We start from the raw sequence: 20,780 nt of genomic DNA on the forward strand, positions 1-20,780 counted from the left end.
CAATTCCTACCTTTATATCATGCGAAAGATTGCTGCGGATATTATTTTTTCTGTTTCTGCCCAACCACAAACAAATGTTGTTTTATTAACTGAAGATAACGGAACTATTATTGGCATTTTTCCGGATACAGAATTTGAACCATCTACCATTCAACGTTTTAACGGCGCTTTAATTCCCGGTTTAGTAAATGCGCATTGTCATCTGGAATTATCGCATCTTAAAAATAAATTTCCGGAAAAAACAGGATTGCCTGAGTTTTTAAATTTGGTTACCGCGCAACGTACATCTACCCAACAAGAAATAAATGAAGCTATGGCGACTGCTGAACAGGAAATGCTGAATAATGGCATTGTTGCAGTCGGTGACATCTCCAACAACAGCGACTCTTATGAAATAAAAGCCGGAGGGAAATTATATTATCACACATTTATTGAGCTTATTGCATTTGACCCGGAACGGGCAGGCTTAGCTATGCAAAAAGGCAATGATTTATTATCTAAAGCAAGAAGTTACGGTTTACATGCATCGTTAGCACCACATGCAACATACAGTGTGAGTGCCAAATTAATTCAGGCAATTAGCAGAAGTTGTTATGAATCGGGAAAACCTACATCCATTCACATGCTTGAAAGTAATGATGAAAATGAATTTTATGTTCAGGCGACAGGATTATACCGAAAATTATATCGCGATTTAAAAATTGATATAAAACATTTTCAACCAACAGGAAAAACAGCATTAGAAAGTGTATTACCTTATTTTATGAAAGAAGTAAATACACTGTTAATTCATAATACAATTGCAACTGCATGGGATGTTGAATGGGCAGAAGAAAATCACAGTAATTTATTTTGGTGTTTTTGCCCCAATGCGAATTTATTTATAGAAGACCGTTTGCCGGATATTCCGATGTTAAAGAACCATGCTCAATACATGGTAATTGGAACCGATAGTCTGGCCTCAAATCACCATTTATGTATTTTGAAAGAAATGCAAACCATTCAACATAAATTCAATGAAATAAATACAACAGATTTGATACGCTGGGGAACCTTGTATGGAGCAAAAGCCTTGGGTATTTCAGACAAATTTGGCAGTTTTGAAAAGGGTAAACAGCCCGGCGTTAACCTGTTAAGCGGTATAACTTCTGCATCTCAACCCCTAAAAGAAGCCAAAATTAGTCGGGTGGTTTAACCAAATATAGTTTCGGGGACTAATAAGTAAAATTGAGTTTTTGGGTAAATTCTTAAAAAAACCGGCTCCACAGCAAATCTTTCCTGTTCATCTACAAAATTCCTGCATTCGTCTAAAACTTAGCTATTTAGGGCAGTTTGGAAGCGAATTTTGCCTCTGAAAGCCCGAAAAATGCCGTTAATGTTAAATAATTAAAAAAACTATGGAAACTTTTGAACAATATTTGGTTTCCTGAGTTTCTTGTTTTTACCTTTGCGGCCAAATTATGAGCGAAGAAGCTAAAATATTAGATCGTTGCGAACGACTATTCATGCGGTACGGTATCAAAAGCGTGACCATGGATGATGTTTCACGCGAGTTGGGGATGAGTAAAAAGACCCTTTATCAGTATTTTGAGAATAAAGAGGAGCTTATTCACAAAGTTACGATGAACCATTTTACGTGTCAGAACCAAATGATCGAAAAGGTAATACATCATTCAAAAACGGCAATTGATGAAATGATCGGTATTTCAAAATGGATGAATTCGATGAGTAAAAATATTAATCCGAGTTTATTATTTGATTTACGCAAATATCACCCACAAAGTTGGCAGGTATTTATCGATCACCGGAACAATGAAGTTTACAATTGTATCAAACACAATTTGGAGCGTGGTATTAAAGAGGGATTGTATCGTGAGGAGTTGAATACAGAAATTTTAACACGCATTTATATTGCAAGGATGGAAATGTTTTTGGATTCAGAAATATTTCCATATGATAAATTTCCTCCTGAAAAAACATTTAATGAGTTTATGGATTATCATATTCGTGGACTTGCAACAACAAAAGGCATTAAATACTTAGAAAAAATAAAATCAGAAAACAATGGCATATAAACTCAAAATGTTTTTAATTGCCCTATTGGTTCCATTTGCTTTGTTTGCCCAATCGCAGCCATTTTCGCTGCAGGAGGCAATGGAATACGGACTTAAAAACAATGCTCAAATTCAATCCGCTGAGCTCGACGTGCAGGATGCGCAAATTACGGTGAACAATCGCATTGCAAGTGGATTACCTCAAGTTGATGCTTCTATCGACTATCAGAATTTTTTCAAATTACCCACATCATTAATTCCCGCTGAGTTTTTCGGTGGCGAACCCGGTCAGTTTATTCCTGTTCAATTTGGTACGGAACAAAATATGACGGCACAAATTTCTGCATCACAATTATTATTTAATGGTGCATGGCTTGTAGGTATCAGCGCAGCTAAAGAATATGCTGCATTGGTTCAAAAACAATCGCGACTTGCCGAAACAGAGGTGAAAAAAAATGTGGAAACGGCTTATTATTCAGTATTAATTGCAAAAGAATTTGAAAAATTGTTGCAAAAAAATATTGATAATTTGAATGCCGTATTGTTTGAAGTTTCAGAAATGCAGAAGCAGGGATTTGTTGAATCAATAGATGTTGACCGTTTAACGATGAGTAAAATTACACTGGCCGGACAGCTCGAAAATGCTACACGCCAATCGCAAATGGCAACCAACTTTTTAAAATATTCAATGGGAATCGATATGGCAACCAATATCGAATTAACCGATACCTTAGGTTCCATAACCGAAGTAAATATGTCGGGCACAAATTATTTGAGTCGCCCGGAATTTAGCATTTTACAAAGTACCGTTACTTTAAATGAACTCAATGTAAAAGTGAATAAAGCGATGTATTTGCCAACCTTAGTTGCTTACGGTTCATATTCACAAAATGCACAACGTAATAGTTTTAATTTTTTAGATGGAGATGAAGAGTGGTTTGAAACCGGGTTGTTTGGATTAACATTATCGATACCGGTTTTCTCGGGAATGGAACGCAGAACCGGCGTGCAGGCTGCTGAAATTGCTTTACAAAAAGCGCAGTTGCAACAACAAAATGCTACACAGGGAATATTATTGGAAGTTGAAAAGGCAAAAACAGATTACTTAAATGCCGAAAATGACTTTAATGTTCAAAAACAAAATATTGAATTGGCACAACGTATTTACAATACAGCATTAATTAAATACCGTGAAGGTGTTGGTTCAAGTCTGGAATTAAATAATGCTGAAAGTACTTTATACCAGGCACAGGGCAATTATATCAGCGCCATGTTTGCGCTGCTGAATGCAAAAACCGCTTTAAACAAATCACTAGGATATTATTAAAACTTACATACTATGAGAAAGACCTTATTATATTTAACCGTAGTCCTTTTTCTCGCATCATGTGGTGCTAAAGAATCAGGCGACAAACAGGCAGAACTGGAAGCATTAAAAAAAGAACGTTCTGCAATAGATGATAAAATAAAAACACTGGAACAAGAACTTGCATTAAATGATACTACTAAATCAGAAAAAGGAGAATTAGTAGTAATTACCGAAATTCAACCGGTTGCATTTACCCATTATATTGAATTACAGGGTAAAATTGATGCAGATGAAAACGTTATCGTAACACCACAAATGCCAGGTGTAATTGATGCCGTTTATGTTACAGTTGGGCAATCAGTTTCAAAAGGACAAGTACTTGCCGAAACAGATAATGATGCAATGACAAAAAATATTGAGACACTTCAATCGCAACTTGCTTTTGCTAAAGATGTATTCAATAAACAAAAAGCATTATGGGATCAAAAAATTGGTAGTGAAATTCAATACCTGAGTGCAAAAAACAATGTTGAAACACTTGAAAAAAGTATTGCTGCTGCAAACGAACAAATAAGTGCTACTAAATTAATTTCACCAATTTCGGGTGTTGTAGATGCAGTTGATTTAAAAGTGGGACAAATTGGTTCTCCTGGATTTCAGGGAATTCGTGTAGTAAATATGCGTACTTTAAAAGCAAAAGGTGAAGTTTCTGAATCGCATGCTGAATTGGTTTCTGCGGGTGATAATGCAAAAATTATTCTTACTGACTTGAATAAAGAAATTGATGCAAAAATTTCGTTTGCTTCAAGTGTAATTAACCCACAAAGCCGTACATTTTCTGTAGAGGCAAAACTGCCATCTGAAAGCAATTTAAAACCAAACATGATTGCGGTAATTAAAATTGCAGACTATGAAGTTGCCAATGCAATGGTAGTTGATTTAAATATGATTCAAAAATCAACAGATGCATCATTTGTATATGTAGCAGCTGAAGAAAACGGTAAACAAATTGCACAACGCCGAATTGTTACGGTTGGTAAAATTTATAACGGCATGGCAGAAATTACTTCAGGACTTCAAAAAGGCGATAAAGTAATTACCAGCGGTTATCAAAATTTAATTGCAGGCCAGGAAATCCAATATTGATTAAAACAAGATTGCATATAATGTTTTAATTAACAGTTTGTGCAATTAAAAATATTAAATAATGAAAGACGTATTCAAGGAATTTAAACCGTCGAGCTGGGCGATTGATAATAAAACTACGGTATTTATTATCACCATTATGCTCACCGTTATGGGTATTTCCACCTATAATGCGCTGCCGAAAGAATTATATCCGGATATTACCATGCCTACCGTTTATGTGGCAACAATATACCCGGGTTCTTCTCCTGCAGATATGGAAAATCTGATTACCAAAGAACTTGAAAAGGAAATCGGTTCTATTAGTGGTATCAATAAAATTATCAGTAATTCAGTTCAGGATTTTTCCAGCATTCAGGTGGAATTTGTTTCGGGAACAGATATTGATGAAGCGAATCAAAAAGTAAAAGACGCGGTAGATAAAGCAAAACCGAATTTACCGGGCGATTTGGATCCGACTTTCGGGCCTAACGTTCAAAAAGTTGAGTTTTCTGACTTCCCGATTTTGCAGGTTAACGTGAGTGGTGACTATGATTTAGCAACAATTAAAAAATACGCTGAAAAAATTCAGGATGAAATTGAAGAATTACCTGAGGTTTCGAAAGTAGATATTATTGGTGCTCCTGAGCGTGAGATACAAATCAATATTGATATGTATAAAATGCAGGCAGCCATGCTTACCATGTATGATGTGTATGCTGCAATCAGCAATGAAAACCGAATTGTATCAGGTGGTACAATTAAGGTTGAAGATATGCGTCGCTCTATTACTGTGAGTGGTGAATTTGATAATGTTGACCAGATTAAAAATTTAACCGTAAACAACGCAAATAGCTATCCGATTTATTTGAAAGATATTGCTGAGGTAAAAGATGATTTTAAAGAACAGGAAAGTTTTGCGCGTTTAGATGGTAAAAATGTAATCACATTAAACGTAATTAAAAAAAGCGGAGAAAACTTAATCGAAGCTTCCGATAATATTAATGCGTTATTGGTTGAATTAGAGAAAAAAGAAATTCCAACCGATGTAGATGTAACCGTAACGGGAGATACTTCAACCTTAACCAGAACACAGGTTGCCGATTTGATTAATACCATCATCATCGGATTTATTTTAGTAACCATCGTGCTCATGTTCTTTATGGGTGCAACCGATGCAATGTTTGTGGGCTTATCAGTTCCGCTTTCAATGTTTATTGCTTTTATCGTGTTGAGTTTACTCGGTATTAGTATGAACCTGATTGTATTATTTGCATTTTTATTGGGACTCGGAATTGTGGTGGATGATGCCATTGTGGTTATCGAAAACACCCACCGTATTTTCGCAAATGGGAAAGTGCCTATTAAAACAGCGGCTAAAAATGCGGCGGGTGAAGTATTCCTTCCTGTATTAGCCGGAACAATGACAACCCTTGCACCATTTTTCCCACTGCTTTTCTGGCCGGGTATGATTGGTTCGTTTATGAAGGGGTTGCCAATTACGTTAATTATTACACTTACTGCTTCATTACTTGTTGCCTATTTAATTAATCCGGTGTTTGCAGCAACATTTATGAAGCCGCATCACGATAATGAAAAACCAAATAGAAGAAGACAAATCATCTGGTCAGGAATTATTGGATTACTTGGTTTATTAATTACATTAGGAGGAAATCCATTATTAGGAAATATTATATTAACCTTTGTTGCAGTATTCTGGTTATATTCTTTATTATTGATCAAAGCAATTAAAGGTTTCCAGAAAAAAGGATGGCCGTCTATTCAAAATCGATATGCCTCAATTTTGAGATGGACGCTTAAGCATCCAATAATTTTATTTTCATCTATTATAGGAACGCTGATATTAGCAATTGTAATGTTAGGTATAACCAAACCGGGTGTTGAACAATTCCCAACCGGAGATCCTAACTTTGTGTATACCTATGTGGTGATGCCTGACGGAACTGATCAGCAAACAACAGACTCGGTTACCAAAATAGTTGAACAACGTATTTATGGTGTATTAGGAGAAAATAACCCGTTGGTAAAATCGGTAATTACTAATATTGCTATTGGCGCGAATGAAGACCCTTTTGACCAAAGTTCTTATTCAAATAAGGGAAAGGTAGGTGTTGCATTTATCGACCCGGCCGATCGTCGCCATCAAAAATCTGAACCTTATCTGGACAAGTTCCGTGAAGCGGTTAAAGATATACCGGGAGCAGAAATAACAGTAGGCGCCGAACAAAATGGTCCTCCTGCAGGTAAACCAATTAATATTGAAATTTCAGGTAACAATTTTGATGAATTAATTAATACCAGCAATGATATTAAACGTTATCTCGAAAGTTTAAATATTGCAGGAATAGAAGAGTTGAAGACAGATTTACAGGCAAATAAACCTGAAATCACCATTGATTTAGATCGTGAGCGAATGAACAGAGAAGGTGTTTCAACTTTAACTGTAGGTGGCGAAATAAGAAATGCTGTTTATGGTTGGGAGGTTTCTAAATTCAAAGAAGGTAATGATGATTTTCCAATCGTAATTCGTTATGATGAAGCGCAACGTAAAAATATCGATCAATTAAAAGATTTGAAAATTACGTATCGTGATATGATGACAGGACAGATTCGTCAGATACCATTAAGTGCTTTTGCTGAAATTAAATATTCAACAACTTATAGTGGTATTAAACGTATCGATCAAAAGCGTGTAGTAACACTTGCTTCAAATTTACTTACAGGCTATGAAAGTCAGCAGCCTGCAATTATGAATGAAATTAAAGCTGCTCTTGAAGATTATGATACGCCTGAAGGTGTTACCATCGGGTATACCGGAGCAAGTCAGGACATGGAGGAAACAATCAGCTTTATGGGTGTGGCTTGGATAATATCGCTTTTCCTCATCATCGTAATTCTTGTTGCGCAATTTAATTCAATATCTAAACCATTGATCATTTTTACAGAAGTTGTATTCAGTATAATTGGTGTGTTACTTGGATATGGAATTTTCGGAATGGACTTTTCTGCAGTTATGACCGGTGTGGGTGTGGTTGCGTTGTTGGGTATTGTTGTTCGTAACGGTATCTTATTGGTTGAGTTCACCGATTTATTAATTGCTGGCGGAATGCCAATCAGGGAAGCCGTTGTTGAAGCTGCACGTATTAGGATGACTCCTGTTGTGTTAACTGCAACCGCAACAATTTTGGGTATGATTCCACTCGCAATCGGATTTAATATCGACTTTATCGGCTTGTTTACGCATGGTAATCCTGATATCTGGTTGGGTGGTGAAAACGTTGTATTTTGGGGACCTTTAGCATGGACTATTGTATTCGGATTAGGTTATGCAACCTTTATCACTTTACTTGTAGTGCCTGTTATGTATTTATATAATGATAAATTTAAAACCTGGGTGTTTAACTTATTTGGTTTTAAAAGAAATCATGATGGTGCTGATGGTACTTTAGATTTATAATTAAACAAAATCATAAAACACAAAAACGGCTGCAAAAATTTTGCAGCCGTTTTTTTTTAAACCAAAACTATTAGAACTTATCCCAAAAACCAGCATACGTTTTTATAAGTTGAGGTTTTACCTTAATCCGCCATTTTTTCTCTAAAATCTTCTTTCATTTCAACATATTTTGTGTACTGCGGACCGGATAAAATAGTTTTTAATTCTTTTTCTTTCGCATCATTTAATGCGGAAACCTTTTGCACTTTTTCCGGCTTTGTTGCATCTGTTGCGGCAATTTCATCCACTTTATTTGCATATCTTAAATTCAGCTCTGCAACTAAACCTTGTTGTGCATCATCAAGATTTAATTTGTTATCCATTAACTCAGTTAATGCTTTAGCGCGTTGTTCTGCAGATGGGTGCGTATTGTCCTGTGCTTTTACTGAAAGCACACCAATACTTAAAATTGTAATTAAAAGTAGTTTCTTCATAACAAGTTTTTTTTAAAGTGAGCCAAAAACCAAGCCATGGGAATAACTGTTTGATACTGACGATTTTAAAAATTCAGAGCAGAAAATGTAAATAAAAACGTATATAAAAATCTCCCCATAACTGTTGAACAATTACCCATTTTATTGCACGCAATTTTTTTTAAACCACTCCTCTAAAATTTTTATCTAAATACACGATATTTTATATCATACTCATTTTCAGCACAATATCTGAATGATATTTTTTTAAGATTTACTATTAATCTCCATTATTTTTTACAAATCCCTGACAAACAAACAAATATGCGATTTGAAGCTTTGGATGCCTGTGATATCGGCTAACGCTTCGGTTGAGTTACGACCCAAAGCAAAGTTTTTATTAAAAGTGAGGTGCACACTGACAAATATCACCAAATGTGCAATATGATACTTCGAAGGGAATTGTAAATTTGCATTATGAAAAATTGTTTCCTTTATTTTTTATTATTCGCAGCCGGAGTTGCTAATGCCCAATCACCATGGACGATTTACAATGATGACAATTCTGATTTACCTACAAATCAGGTGAATAAAATAGTGATTGACGCGGCAAATAATAAATGGATAGGAACAGAAAACGGGTTAGTGGTAATTGATGCAGCTGAAAACTGGACAATATACAATACCGACAATTCAGGAATACCGGGAAATGAGATTAGGAGTATTTATGTTGAAAATGATGGCACTTTTTGGGTGGGCACGTTTTTCGACGGGCTTGGCTATTATAATGGTACCGATTGGGAAATATTTACGCCTGCAAATTCACCATTACCGGATTATCAGGTGAAAGCGATCAATAAAGACGCAAATGATACCATGTGGATTGGAACGCCTAGTGGGTTAATAAAATGGGATGGAGCAGATTTTTGGTTTATTTATACTTCGGCTAATTCATTATTACATTCTCCGCATATAAATGATATTTATATTGATGCAAATAATGATGTTTTTATTGGAACATTAAACGGTGGATTAAGTACTTATATAGATGGATTTATTGATTATTACCGTACCGATAATTCATTAATAAGTGATAATACTGTTTTATCAATTGATGAGGATATTTATCATAATAAATGGATGGCTACTTCATTTGGCGGTCTTAGCGTATTTACTCCCGATGAAACATTTTTGAAATTTACACCACTTACATCTGATATTTCAGATTGGTCGGTAGATGCGGTGAACATAGATGCGGATAATATCGGTTTAATGGCGATGTCGTCAACCGGATTAAATATTTTTAATAATGTCGACTGGACGATATATAATACTACCAACTCATCAATGCCTGATGATTATGTTAATGCAATTGTAACAGATGCAGCAAACAGAATCTGGATGGGAACAGATACGGGTGGTGTGGTAATTTTGGATAGGGCGCTGATTGAAATTACAATTGAAAATAATCCGGTTTCACTGAATCTCTACCCAAACCCCGCAACAGATAATTGTATTGTAACTACAAATTTTAATGAGGGAGAAATTGAGATTTATTCCCTAAGCGGCAATTTATGTTTATCACAAAAAATAAAGTCCAATACATTATTTATAAATGTATCGGACTTACAAAGTGGTAATTATCTTGTTAAAATGATTTGCAGCGAAGGTGTTACTTCGAGTATGTTAAATATTGTGCATTAATTGCGAATCATTGTAGCGCGACAGTTATTTTCATCTATAATTAAACCTTCCTGAACGGTTAAAACGGTATAATCAACAGTTAAAGTATCACCCTCAAGTGATGCACTTCCGCTAAATTCATAAAAAATTTCAGGAAAATCTGATATATAAAAATCCTGCAGTGGAATTACAGCTTTCATGCCGGTAACTATTGCATGAACCTCCATACCTGTTTCATATAAACCCGGCCATCCAAATACGATTTCATCGTAATCGTTTGCTTTAAAAATGGTCAAATCATAACTGTTAAATGACGCATCACAAGCATCGGTAACCTGATAGTCACCTACATATTCATCACGTACATCATAATCAGGAACAACATCTTTTTCACATGCTGTAAATAAAATTGGAGTGATACACAGACCTAGTATAAACTTTTTCATAAGCGTTGTTTGTTTGGGTTAAACCAACATCGTGCCAATCCGTTGTAAGAAGTGGCTGCAAGTGCTAACTTTGCACAAAATCAGTTTATGACCGCAATTGCCAAAGATATGGATATGGAATCATTCAACCGTAATATTTTGCAGGGAATTCCCGCTGAACTTCCGGCACCTAAACCTTTTGATGCCACAATAAGTCATGCTCCCAAACGAAAGGATATCCTAAATGCTGATGAAAAGAAGCTGGCAATAAGAAATGCATTGCGCTATTTCCCTAAACATTTTCATAACACACTTGCGGTTGAATTTGCTGAAGAATTGAAAACTTATGGACGGATTTATATGTATCGTTTTCGTCCTGATTACAGTATTAAAGCAAGAAGCTGGTCTGATTATCCGCATCAAAGCAAACAGGCAGCATGTATTATGCTCATGTTGCAAAACAATTTGGATTATGCCGTTGCTCAACATCCGCATGAATTAATTACGTATGGTGGAAATGGCGCAGTATTTCAAAACTGGGCGCAGTATTTAATTACAATGCAATACCTTGCAACTATGACCGATGAACAAACATTGGTTTTATACAGTGGCCATCCCATGGGATTATTTCCATCTCACAAAAACGCACCACGTGTTGTTGTTACAAATGGGATGATGATTCCTAATTATTCTAAACCTGACGATTGGGAAAAATTTAATGCATTAGGTGTTACACAATACGGGCAAATGACAGCCGGGTCTTTTATGTATATCGGTCCGCAAGGAATTGTTCACGGTACAAATATTACGGTATTAAATGCTGCTCGAAAAATAGATAATAAAGCAATTGATTGTGCAGGAAAAGTTTTTGTAACTGCCGGATTAGGCGGAATGAGTGGCGCGCAACCAAAAGCAGCTGTAATAGCTAAAGGTGTTTGCGTAGTAGCGGAAGTAAATGCGGAGGCTACAAATAAAAGGCATGCGCAAGGTTGGGTTGATGAGGTTTATGAGAATCTCGACACCTTAATTCAACGTATGGAATCTGCAAGGGAAAATAAGGAAGCGGTATCTATTGCTTACCAGGGTAATGTTGTTGACTTATGGGAGAAATTAGCTGCGGAAAATATTGCGATTGAAATTGGCAGTGATCAAACTTCATTACATAATCCATTTGCTGGTGGTTATTATCCTGTTGGATTAAGTTTTGAGGAAAGTAAAAAAATGATGGCAGAAGAACCATTATTATTTAAAGAAAAAGTGTATGAAAGTTTGCGCAGACATGTTGCGGCAATAAATAAATTAACCAAACAGGGCATGTATTTCTTCGATTATGGAAATGCATTTTTATTAGAAGCATCACGCGCAGGTGCAGCAATTCTGGATGATAAAAATGAATTTATTTATAAAAGTTATGTGCAGGATATTTTAGGACCAATGTGTTTTGATTTTGGTTTTGGTCCATTCAGATGGGTTTGTGCGAGTAATGATGAAAACGATTTGCGTAAAACTGACGCAATTGCAGCGAAAGTATTAAAAGAAATATTTTCAACTGCACCGGATGAAATTAAATTGCAATTGTCGGATAATATCAACTGGATTGAATCTGCAATGAATAATAAAATGGTGGTGGGAAGTCAGGCACGAATTTTATATGCTGATGCTGAAGGCCGGACAAAAATTGCAAAAGCGTTTAATGATGCAATACGCTCGGGCGAATTAAGTGGTCCGGTTGTATTAGGTCGCGACCATCATGATGTGAGTGGAACAGATTCACCTTATCGCGAAACAAGTAATATTTACGACGGCAGCAAATTTACCGCCGACATGGCGATACAAAATGTGATTGGAGATAGTTTCCGCGGTGCCACCTGGGTGAGTATACATAATGGTGGTGGTGTTGGATGGGGAGAAGTAATAAACGGCGGGTTTGGAATGGTGTTAGACGGAAGTCCGGCTGCCGAAAATAACCTGACTCAAATGTTGTTTTGGGATGTAAATAACGGAATCAGCAGAAGGGCTTGGGCTAGAAATGAGGAAGCGTTGTTTGCAATTCGTCGCGAAATGGAGCGTACACCGGGATTAAAGGTTACTTTACCTGAAATAGCTGATGACAAGCTGATTGATGGCTTGAACTTCTAAAATCGTTTTTCTACTTATAATTAGCTGAATTACAATCATTTATGAAAATTATTTAGCTTCGAAACCTTAACTCAACCGGTTTTTTTGTTGGTTTCGGGCTGCTCTGCTTATGACCTTTGTGTTGTTCAAGGGAAGGAAATAGCAGTTTATCGGTCACTGTGCAGTGTTTTTACGGTAAACAGATTTCACTTTCTATTTTTTAACAAAAAAACTAAAGGTTATGACACGTAGCATTTTTATTCTATTTTTTATTTTTTCGAGCACACTCATGTTTGCTCAGCCACAATGGTTAAAGGGTTTCGGTGATGAAAACTCAAATTATTTTAGCGGAATGGATGTTGACCAGAGCGGTAACATTTATTTAGCCGGCCTATTTTCTGATAGTATAACCCTGGGTGGAATTACTGCCTATGGAGGAAGTTACGACATGTATATTGCTAAATTTAATGCTGACGGTGAAATCCTTTGGCTTAAGGCAGAAACATCCGATGCTCGTTATGATTTGTATGATCTTAAAATTTCAAATAATGATGGTTTTGTTATTTGTGGAACATTTGATACTGACGATGCTGTTTTTGGAGATATTACATTAGCCCAATCTGATTTTGGTAATACCTACGTTGTAAAGTATGATTATAATGGAACAGCAGTATGGGGTAAAACAGAAATAGGATATGCCTACTATGAACATTTGGCTGTAGATGCAAATGGTGATGTTATAATTACAGGTTCCTTATATGGGGAATTTACTTTTGATGGTTCACTTCAGGAGTCATTTGGCGAATATGATATTTTATACGCAAAATATTCCGTTAACGGTGACGCGCTTTGGATTAAAGTAATGGGTGGAGAAGGATACGAGTTTTCCGGTGAAGTAATAACTGATGCAGAAAATAATATTATTATGACCGGTAGATTTAATATGCCTTTTGAATTTGATGGTAATGTATTTAATCTGGATGCCCTTGGTGATAATTTTGTAATGAAAACAAATGCAGACGGTACATCAATATGGGTGAATTTAATTGCGTCGGAAAATGATGACTCAGAAATTAAAGGTATGGCTATTGGCGCTGATGGTAATTTATACCTTGGCGTTTCGGTAGAAAATAATACACATGTTGATGCCATTACAATAAACACTTTGGGGTTGGTCGATGCGTGTTTAATGCAATTAAATCCTGATAATGGAGCCTTAAATTGGTATAAAACCGGCGGTGGTTATGAGTATGATTATGTATATGCGTTGGAAGTTGGCAGTGAAGGTGTTTTTATTGGAGGGGTTTATTCAGGAATTGCCGAATTTGACGGTTTACAATTACCTGATGCTTATTCCGGAAGCTATATCACTTCGTATGATTATAACGGTGACGCAACACAAGTAGTTTCATTTGTTGGAGAAAGTTTTGTGAGTCTTCAGGAAATAGAAATAGACCAACATGGCAACATGTATGCAGGTGGAAGTTTTTATGATGACATTGTTTTTGATGGGCTTGATCCATTGACAACAAATGGTAGTGTAGATATTTTTCTTTATAAAGAGGCATCTCCGCTGGTTGCAATTAATAATTATGCTGAAACCATTAATGTTTCAATTGCACCAAACCCGGCAACAACAGTAATAAATTTAACTGTAGCAAACGAAACCAATTATAAGTTGGATATAATAAATCAACACGGCGCAATTGTTAAATCAATTGAAAATGCAGTTGGTGAAAATTCCATGTATATAGCAGACCTGGCTGCGGGAATGTATTTTGTTGTTATCACAACTATGGACGGCGTTAAAACAAGCCATCCATTTGTGAAAAATTAATTAGCACTGCACCGCTACAGTCAGACCCCGGTGGAATATATTTCATCGGGGTTTTTACATTTTCCTTAATTTCAGCCATTCGGTCAATGGCATCGTCATAAATGCAATTTTTTCACTTTTATTGTTGTTAAAAATTGCATTTACCTCTTCATCTAATTCATTGATAATGTGTTCTGATTCTGCTTTATCCGGAGCATTAATTAATTTATTAAAAAATTTAATAAAAACCTTTTCAGTTTCAAAATAATTTTCGTTTTGAATTAGATAACGTTTTACTGAACGTGACAGACTTTCCAGAATGAGATTGTTTTTAAGTTCAAAATGCAAAATTAAATACATCATTCTGGTATGCGCCTGAATGTCTTTTCTCAATTCAATATCTTTTGTGTCGATTATTTCATTGGTAAGTTTAAGCGCTTCCTCAAAACGATTTGTTTTAAAATAATTTATGGCGATACCAAAGCGGATAAGCATCCATCTTACACTATTGATATAAGGTGCATATTTTAGTAAATCGGGAAATGTTTCCTGAATAAAATTTCCAAAAGCAATATCATCGCCGGTAATTTTAAATGTTATTTCTTTCCAAAGCCACCAATGTTCAAAATAAATGGCTTCCTGGTTAATTGAATTAAAGCGTGGCGGTTTAAATGTTTCAACGTAATCGATAAATGCCTGATATCTGCTGAATTTAGATAGGGTTCCAAGATAATTATTTACTGCAGCTATATACCGTATTGGTTCAACTTCAATTAGTAACGGGTTGGATTCCCATAATTTGATGTTTTTACTGATGAAAAACAGATTTTGTTCCTCATTATTTGATAGATGGTGATAATTGGAATGCACATAATTGAAATACAATTTACCATAAAAATCTTCGGGCTCGTTTTCGGGTGCGAGGATGGGATTTTTCATAATTTCATCCCATTCCTTTTTATGTTCAGGGTTTCGGAAATCGGGATTGGTTTTAATGTATTTGGTACTTTTGAAATAAATCTTTTGAATTGCTAATGTGGTGGTATATTGGTTTAACAATTTATCTGTGGCATCAAAAGAAGGTAAAACATTTTGATCCCATAAATCAGCGCGTAAGTCAACAAAATATCTCCGTTTCCAGGCTTCTATGTCCAATATAAACGCTTTCTCATCAAAATCAAGCGCCAATTTTTTAGCCCTTTCCCAGGTAAGTAGTGCTTGTTGATATAAACCTTTTTCAAATAATATTTCCCCATTTTCCATTAGGGCATTCAGTCGCATAAATTTAGAGGTGTTAGCGCGATAGGCGCGCTGACTTTTAAGAATTAATTCCCATAAATAATTTTTAGCGACTGAAATTTGAGTAGATAATGATGTATTTCGAAATTTTTTAATAATTGCATCCTCATCATATTCTTTTTGTGCATCCATGGCATCGAACAACTGAAGGTATTGTTGTTCAGCGGTTTTTGAATAAGTCTGCGCAAATTTTTTGAAATACCCTTTCTCAGGTTTTTCAAGCGATTTAATCAGCTTAAACAAGTCGTCGTTTTTCTTCATAATGCCGGAATGTTAACTAAAGGTATATGATTCAAACTGAAATTTTGGCAATAAATATACATTAACAAAATATTTATATACATCGAATAAATTGGTGGTAAGCGGCTTTGCTTTTTGTTTTAAAAACACTACCCGCTTAGGTGCGAATAGCAATTACCATTTTTAATGGGTAATCCACATACCCGATTATTGTATTTGTGTTTTGAAAATATAGAGCTGTTATTTTTGGTAAATGAATTACTTTTTACCCTTAGAAGCGAATGGTGTTTACCATATTTTTAATCATGCAAATGGTTGGGATGATTTTTATTATGACAAAGGTAATTGCGATTACTTTTTAAAAAAGTTAAGATATCATTTATGGCCGGTTATTGAAATATATGCATATAATTTGTTGCCCAACCATTTTCATTTGATAATTCGTGTTAAATCGGAAGCTGAAATAAGGGCAGGAAGCAAAAAATGGTGCCGCTTTCGAAGAATTCCGTATAAATTATTAAACCCAAATCAACAATTCAGCAATTTCTTTAATGGATATACAAAAGCTATGAATAAGGTTTATAATCGAAAAGGAAGCTTATTTAAAAAAAATTATAGAAGAGTAAGGATTGAAGACGAAGACCATTTACGATATGCTATTGCTTATGTTCATACAAATGCAGAGAAACATAACATAGTTAATGACTTTAGAAATTGGGAATTTGGTTCCTATACCAAAATTATAAGTGATAAGCCAACTTACTTATTAAAAAGTGAAGTGATTGACCTATATGGCGGTATTAAAAACTACAAAATCTACCATAAAAATTTTCTTTATGAACGAAATGTTGCAGCTTTTAAGTATGACAATTTTTCAGGTTAGGTTTATTGACGAAAAATTAACCTTTGTTTAGTCGTATAGCAGATTTAATAGGATGCTAAGCGGTTAAAAGCTTAAAACCTTCCAGGTTTAAACCTGGAAGGTTTAGACCTGGAAGGTTTTAGAGACCCTGCCAAAATTTCAGGCGCGGAAAAGTGCGAAAAAACCCCGCTCATTTCTTCCTCCCCGCCTTCTTCAAAGCTTCATTCAATAAAAACTCTATTTGGCCATTCACACTGCGGAAATCATCTGCAGCCCATTGCTCCAGCGACTTCAAAATTTCAGGTGAAATGCGAAGTATAAATGCCTGACGGTCTTTGGTTACTTGTTTTTTTTCTTCCTTTGCCATTATTTAATTTGTTTGTTGGGAAGATATTTTTTCAGCGCCTCTAACATCATTGTTTTGTCCGCTGCTGTAAAGGCAATTTTATGTCCGTTTGATAAACGCAATTCAAATATTTCTTTTCCCTGCAAAATAAATCCTGTTTTCTTTTGGAAAATATCTTTTTGATATCCATATCCACCATAATCAAACATGTTTTTATTCTGCGCTGTTGCCATGAATTTATGGTTTCATATGTTATGGTTTTAGTCCTGGGGACAAACGGAAAATAGCGATAAGTAATGCCGTTTGCATCTATTGTAATTTCTAGTGTTGTTTTGAAAATTAAAAAATAAACCAAAATCATTACAATTATTACAAGTGCAATTATTGGAAACATCATTTTAAGCAGTTCGTCATTTCCTAAAGAAACTCCCTGCCAAAACATAATGCTAATTCCCGCCAATACAACAAGTGCCGAGGCGACTAACACTACGGCAATCAATTTACTGTTTAATTTTTGTTCCTCTTTATACATATCGCAAAAATGTAAATCCGGCAATAATTTAAACTGCCGGATTTATTTTAAAATTAATGATATAAGGTGCCCGCATTTACTACCGGACTTGCAGCCTTGTCTGAACACAACACAACCAATAAATTACTTACCATTGCGGCTTTCTTTTCTTCATCTAATTCAACAATATTTTCGTTAGATAATTTTGCTAAAGCAAGTTGAACCATTCCAACAGCACCTTCAACAATTTTAGTTCTTGCTGCTACCACCGCGCTTGCCTGCTGACGTTGCAACATTGCGCCTGCAATTTCTTCAGAATACGCTAAATGGGTAATCCTAGCTTCTATCACCTGAACACCGGCCAAACTCAACCTGTCTTTTAATTCGCCCATCAACATTTCGTTGATATGATCGCCACCACCTCTTAATGTAATTTCCTGTGATTCATCATCACCAAAATGATCATATGAAAATGTTCCTGCTAAATGACGTACTGCAGTATCAGATTGCAATTTTACATACATCTCATAATTTTCAACCTCAAATTTTGCTTTCGCAGTATCTGTAACCTGCCACACAATTACAGTTCCAATTATTATCGGGTTACCAAGCTTGTCGTTTACTTTAATCTTGTCACCTTCTAAAGTGCGGGCTTTTAATGAAACCTTTGCTTTTGAATAAAATGGATTCGCCCAGTAAAATCCATTGTCACGCACGGTGCCTACATATTTTCCGAACATCACTAATACTTTAGAGTCGTTCGGATTAACAATGAAGAAACCAATTAACACAAAAAATAAAGGGATAAATAATAATGAAAACGCAGGATGCACTTGCACCGTTGCGTATCCAAAGCCAATGCTCAGTATGAAAAATACAAAGAGCATGAAATAACCTGAATTGGGTTTTACGATTTTGTCAGTTATCATAATAATTGTTTTAGTTTTCTGATTGTAAAATGATATCACAAAGATATCATCACAGACGCCAAACAACCATACAATATTTTGTATTTAATAAAAATTTAACATTTATCTGCGCAGTTCAAACTCATCGCGGTCGTCGAGAAAGGGAAGGTTTTCCCGCACGCGGCTTAGGTTTTCGGCTGAAATTGTGTATTGAGTAACGGCTTCTTCACCCACTAATTCCAGCAAACGCTCACCCATTGGGTTAATTATGGCAGAATGCCCCGAGTGTGCAACGCCATTACCATCCTCCCCCACGCGGTTAACGCCGGCTACAAAACACTGGTTTTCAATTGCCCGGGCTATAAGTAGCTGCTGCCAGGCATAAATACGCCGATCAGGCCAGTTGGCCACATATATTAATAAATCGTAAGGGTGAGCTCCCAGTTCGGTGAATGGAGGTGATTGCCGGCTCCAAACAGGAAAACGTAAATCATAACAAATTAAGGGCAATACTTTCCAGTCATTTATTTCCGGAAATATTTTTCTGTTTCCTGATGTGAAATGTTTTTCTTCTCCGGCAAGCGAAAACAAATGACGTTTATCATAATAATTTAATTCACCATCGGGTTGCATCCAGATTAAGCGATTAAAATATTTTCCATCTTCTTCAATAATTAAACTACCGGTTATAACCGCATCTTTTTTTAATGCATGATTGCGCATCCAGTTTACACTTTTTCCTTCCATAAAATCGGCAAATGTTTTCGATTGCATGGTGAAACCGGTGCTAAACATTTCGGGCAAAATAATTAAATCGGTATTCGAAATTTTTTCGAACATCATATCGAAATGTTTAAAATTTAATTCCGGTTGCTCCCAGAATAATTTTGCCTGAATTAATGTTACATTTAAATCTTGCATAAAATTGAAGCTGCTTTTTCGAGTGTTTCATCTTGTTTGGCAAAACAAAAACGCAAAATTTTATCATTTGAACCCTGACGATAAAAAGGTGATAGTGGAATAGCTGCTACCTTATGTTGGATACAAAGCTCCTCAGCAAAATCCATATCCGATTTATCGCTGATGGCGGAATAATCTGCTAATTGAAAATAAGTTCCCGCAGCAGGTTTTATTTTAAATCTTGAACCCTTCATTAAATTATTAAACAAATTTCTTTTTTGTTCATAAAAGGCCTGCACCTTTAAATATTCATTCGGGTCCTGCATAAATTCTGCTAATGCATGTTGAATAGGTGTATTTACAGAAAATACTTCAAACTGATGAACGGCTCTGATTTCCTTTGTAATAAATTCAGGAGCTAAAATATATCCTATTTTCCAACCCGTGTTGTGATAAGTTTTTCCGAAAGAAAAAATTACAATACTGCGTTCACATAAATTCGGATAATATAAAACACTTTCATGTCGCTTATTATCAAAAATGATATGTTCATATACCTCATCACTCAAAATAAAAATATCTTTTCCTGCAACAATTTTTTCTAACTGCGCCATATCATCTTTGCTCAACACGCTGCCTGTTGGGTTATGTGGCGTGTTCAGCATAATCATTCGTGTTCGCTGTGACACACTTTTTTTAACGATCTCCCAGTCAATTTTATAATCCGGTGCATGCAATTCTACAGGAATAGGAACGCCGCCACTTAATCGAATTGCAGGTGCATAACTATCGTATGCCGGTTCAAAAATAATTACTTCTTCACCTTCACGAATAATTGCTGTTATGGTTGTATAAATTGCCTGTGTAGCACCCGCTGTTATAGTAACTTCTGTTTCCGGCGAATAATTTCTACCATAAATTGTTGTTACTTTCTCCGCAATTTTTTCCCGCAAATTTAAAACACCCGGCATTGGTGCATACTGATTATTTCCGCGGCGCATTGCTGCATACACATTTTCAATTAATTTGACAGATGATAAAAAATCAGGAAATCCCTGAGCAAGATTAATTGCACCATGCTGATTTGCCAGGGCAGTCATTTTTGCGAAAATACTAATACCGCTATTCGGTAGCTTTGATTTTATTTGCATGTCGGGATGGTCTGAAACTTTTATAATTCAGAAATAAAGGTAAATAAAATTTGTACATTCAAATGCCGTACAAAAATTCTTTTTCAAAATAAATTGATAAAAA

17 protein-coding genes are annotated in these 20,780 nt (G+C 35.6%); 9 read left to right on the plus strand and 8 right to left on the minus strand.

The features are described 5' to 3' along the window. Window positions 1-19: 19 nt before the first annotated feature. The 5 genes from IPI65_08590 to IPI65_08610 all read left to right on the plus strand — a co-directional run bounded on the left by IPI65_08590 (window position 20) and on the right by IPI65_08610 (window position 7,966). Complete coding sequence (locus IPI65_08590; protein MBK7441567.1) at window positions 20-1,195, plus strand: amidohydrolase family protein; 1,176 nt, start codon at window positions 20-22, stop codon at window positions 1,193-1,195. A 265-nt stretch (window positions 1,196-1,460) separates the two neighbouring features. Continuing rightward, window positions 1,461-2,075, plus strand: a complete 615-nt coding sequence (locus IPI65_08595; protein MBK7441568.1) for a TetR/AcrR family transcriptional regulator — start codon at window positions 1,461-1,463, stop codon at window positions 2,073-2,075. Beyond that, window positions 2,065-3,381, plus strand: coding sequence for a TolC family protein (locus IPI65_08600; GenBank protein MBK7441569.1), 1,317 nt, complete (start codon window positions 2,065-2,067; stop codon window positions 3,379-3,381). The genes IPI65_08595 and IPI65_08600 overlap by 11 nt, the downstream gene beginning before the upstream one ends. Window positions 3,382-3,393: 12 nt before the next feature. Further along, window positions 3,394-4,509: an efflux RND transporter periplasmic adaptor subunit gene (locus IPI65_08605; GenBank protein ID MBK7441570.1), complete on the plus strand. Its 1,116-nt coding sequence runs from the start codon at window positions 3,394-3,396 to the stop codon at window positions 4,507-4,509. A gap of 61 nt (window positions 4,510-4,570) precedes the next feature. Beyond that, window positions 4,571-7,966 carry an efflux RND transporter permease subunit gene (locus IPI65_08610; protein ID MBK7441571.1) on the plus strand — a complete coding sequence of 1,132 codons (3,396 nt, stop codon included), beginning with the start codon at window positions 4,571-4,573 and terminating at the stop codon, window positions 7,964-7,966. 122 nt (window positions 7,967-8,088) lie between these two features. Here IPI65_08610 and IPI65_08615 read toward each other — a convergent pair whose 3' ends face one another. Then, complete coding sequence (locus tag IPI65_08615) at window positions 8,089-8,439, minus strand: hypothetical protein (protein ID MBK7441572.1); 351 nt, start codon at window positions 8,437-8,439, stop codon at window positions 8,089-8,091. A gap of 456 nt (window positions 8,440-8,895) precedes the next feature. On the opposite strand from IPI65_08615, the gene IPI65_08620 reads away from it, so the two are divergent. After that, complete coding sequence (locus tag IPI65_08620; protein ID MBK7441573.1) at window positions 8,896-10,122, plus strand: T9SS type A sorting domain-containing protein; 1,227 nt, start codon at window positions 8,896-8,898, stop codon at window positions 10,120-10,122. Here the strand turns inward: IPI65_08620 and IPI65_08625 are convergent. Continuing rightward, window positions 10,119-10,547 carry a hypothetical protein gene (locus IPI65_08625; protein MBK7441574.1) on the minus strand — a complete coding sequence of 143 codons (429 nt, stop codon included), beginning with the start codon at window positions 10,545-10,547 and terminating at the stop codon, window positions 10,119-10,121. The genes IPI65_08620 and IPI65_08625 overlap by 4 nt on opposite strands. Window positions 10,548-10,655: 108 nt before the next feature. On the opposite strand from IPI65_08625, the gene IPI65_08630 reads away from it, so the two are divergent. Then, complete coding sequence (locus tag IPI65_08630) at window positions 10,656-12,665, plus strand: urocanate hydratase (GenBank protein ID MBK7441575.1); 2,010 nt, start codon at window positions 10,656-10,658, stop codon at window positions 12,663-12,665. 220 nt (window positions 12,666-12,885) lie between these two features. After that, window positions 12,886-14,481: a T9SS type A sorting domain-containing protein gene (locus IPI65_08635; protein ID MBK7441576.1), complete on the plus strand. Its 1,596-nt coding sequence runs from the start codon at window positions 12,886-12,888 to the stop codon at window positions 14,479-14,481. Between the two features lie 54 nt (window positions 14,482-14,535). Here IPI65_08635 and IPI65_08640 read toward each other — a convergent pair whose 3' ends face one another. Beyond that, entirely contained in the window at window positions 14,536-16,020 is a 1,485-nt protein-coding gene (locus IPI65_08640) for a hypothetical protein (protein MBK7441577.1), read from the minus strand. 232 nt (window positions 16,021-16,252) lie between these two features. Here IPI65_08640 and IPI65_08645 point away from each other — a divergent pair, with 232 nt between their 5' ends. Next, a complete protein-coding gene (locus tag IPI65_08645; GenBank protein ID MBK7441578.1) occupies window positions 16,253-16,882 on the plus strand; it encodes a transposase in 630 nt (209 codons plus the stop codon). A gap of 169 nt (window positions 16,883-17,051) precedes the next feature. Here the strand turns inward: IPI65_08645 and IPI65_08650 are convergent, their stop codons facing one another. The 5 genes from IPI65_08650 to IPI65_08670 form a co-directional block, all read right to left on the minus strand. Beyond that, window positions 17,052-17,228 (minus strand): Arc family DNA-binding protein, encoded by a 177-nt coding sequence (locus IPI65_08650; GenBank protein ID MBK7441579.1) that lies wholly within the window; start codon window positions 17,226-17,228, stop codon window positions 17,052-17,054. Then, window positions 17,228-17,440 carry a hypothetical protein gene (locus tag IPI65_08655; protein MBK7441580.1) on the minus strand — a complete coding sequence of 71 codons (213 nt, stop codon included), beginning with the start codon at window positions 17,438-17,440 and terminating at the stop codon, window positions 17,228-17,230. The genes IPI65_08650 and IPI65_08655 overlap by 1 nt, the downstream gene beginning before the upstream one ends. 352 nt (window positions 17,441-17,792) lie before the next feature. After that, window positions 17,793-18,647, minus strand: coding sequence for an SPFH domain-containing protein (locus tag IPI65_08660; GenBank protein MBK7441581.1), 855 nt, complete (start codon window positions 18,645-18,647; stop codon window positions 17,793-17,795). Window positions 18,648-18,749: 102 nt separating this feature from the next. Beyond that, window positions 18,750-19,547, minus strand: coding sequence for an amidohydrolase (locus IPI65_08665; protein MBK7441582.1), 798 nt, complete (start codon window positions 19,545-19,547; stop codon window positions 18,750-18,752). Next, window positions 19,535-20,677: a methionine aminotransferase gene (locus IPI65_08670; GenBank protein MBK7441583.1), complete on the minus strand. Its 1,143-nt coding sequence runs from the start codon at window positions 20,675-20,677 to the stop codon at window positions 19,535-19,537. Before IPI65_08670 ends, IPI65_08665 begins: the two co-directional genes overlap by 13 nt. Window positions 20,678-20,780: the final 103 nt, after the last annotated feature.

The sequence above is a fragment of the Bacteroidota bacterium genome (assembly GCA_016706255.1).
Lineage (GTDB): Bacteria > Bacteroidota > Bacteroidia > Chitinophagales > BACL12 > UBA7236.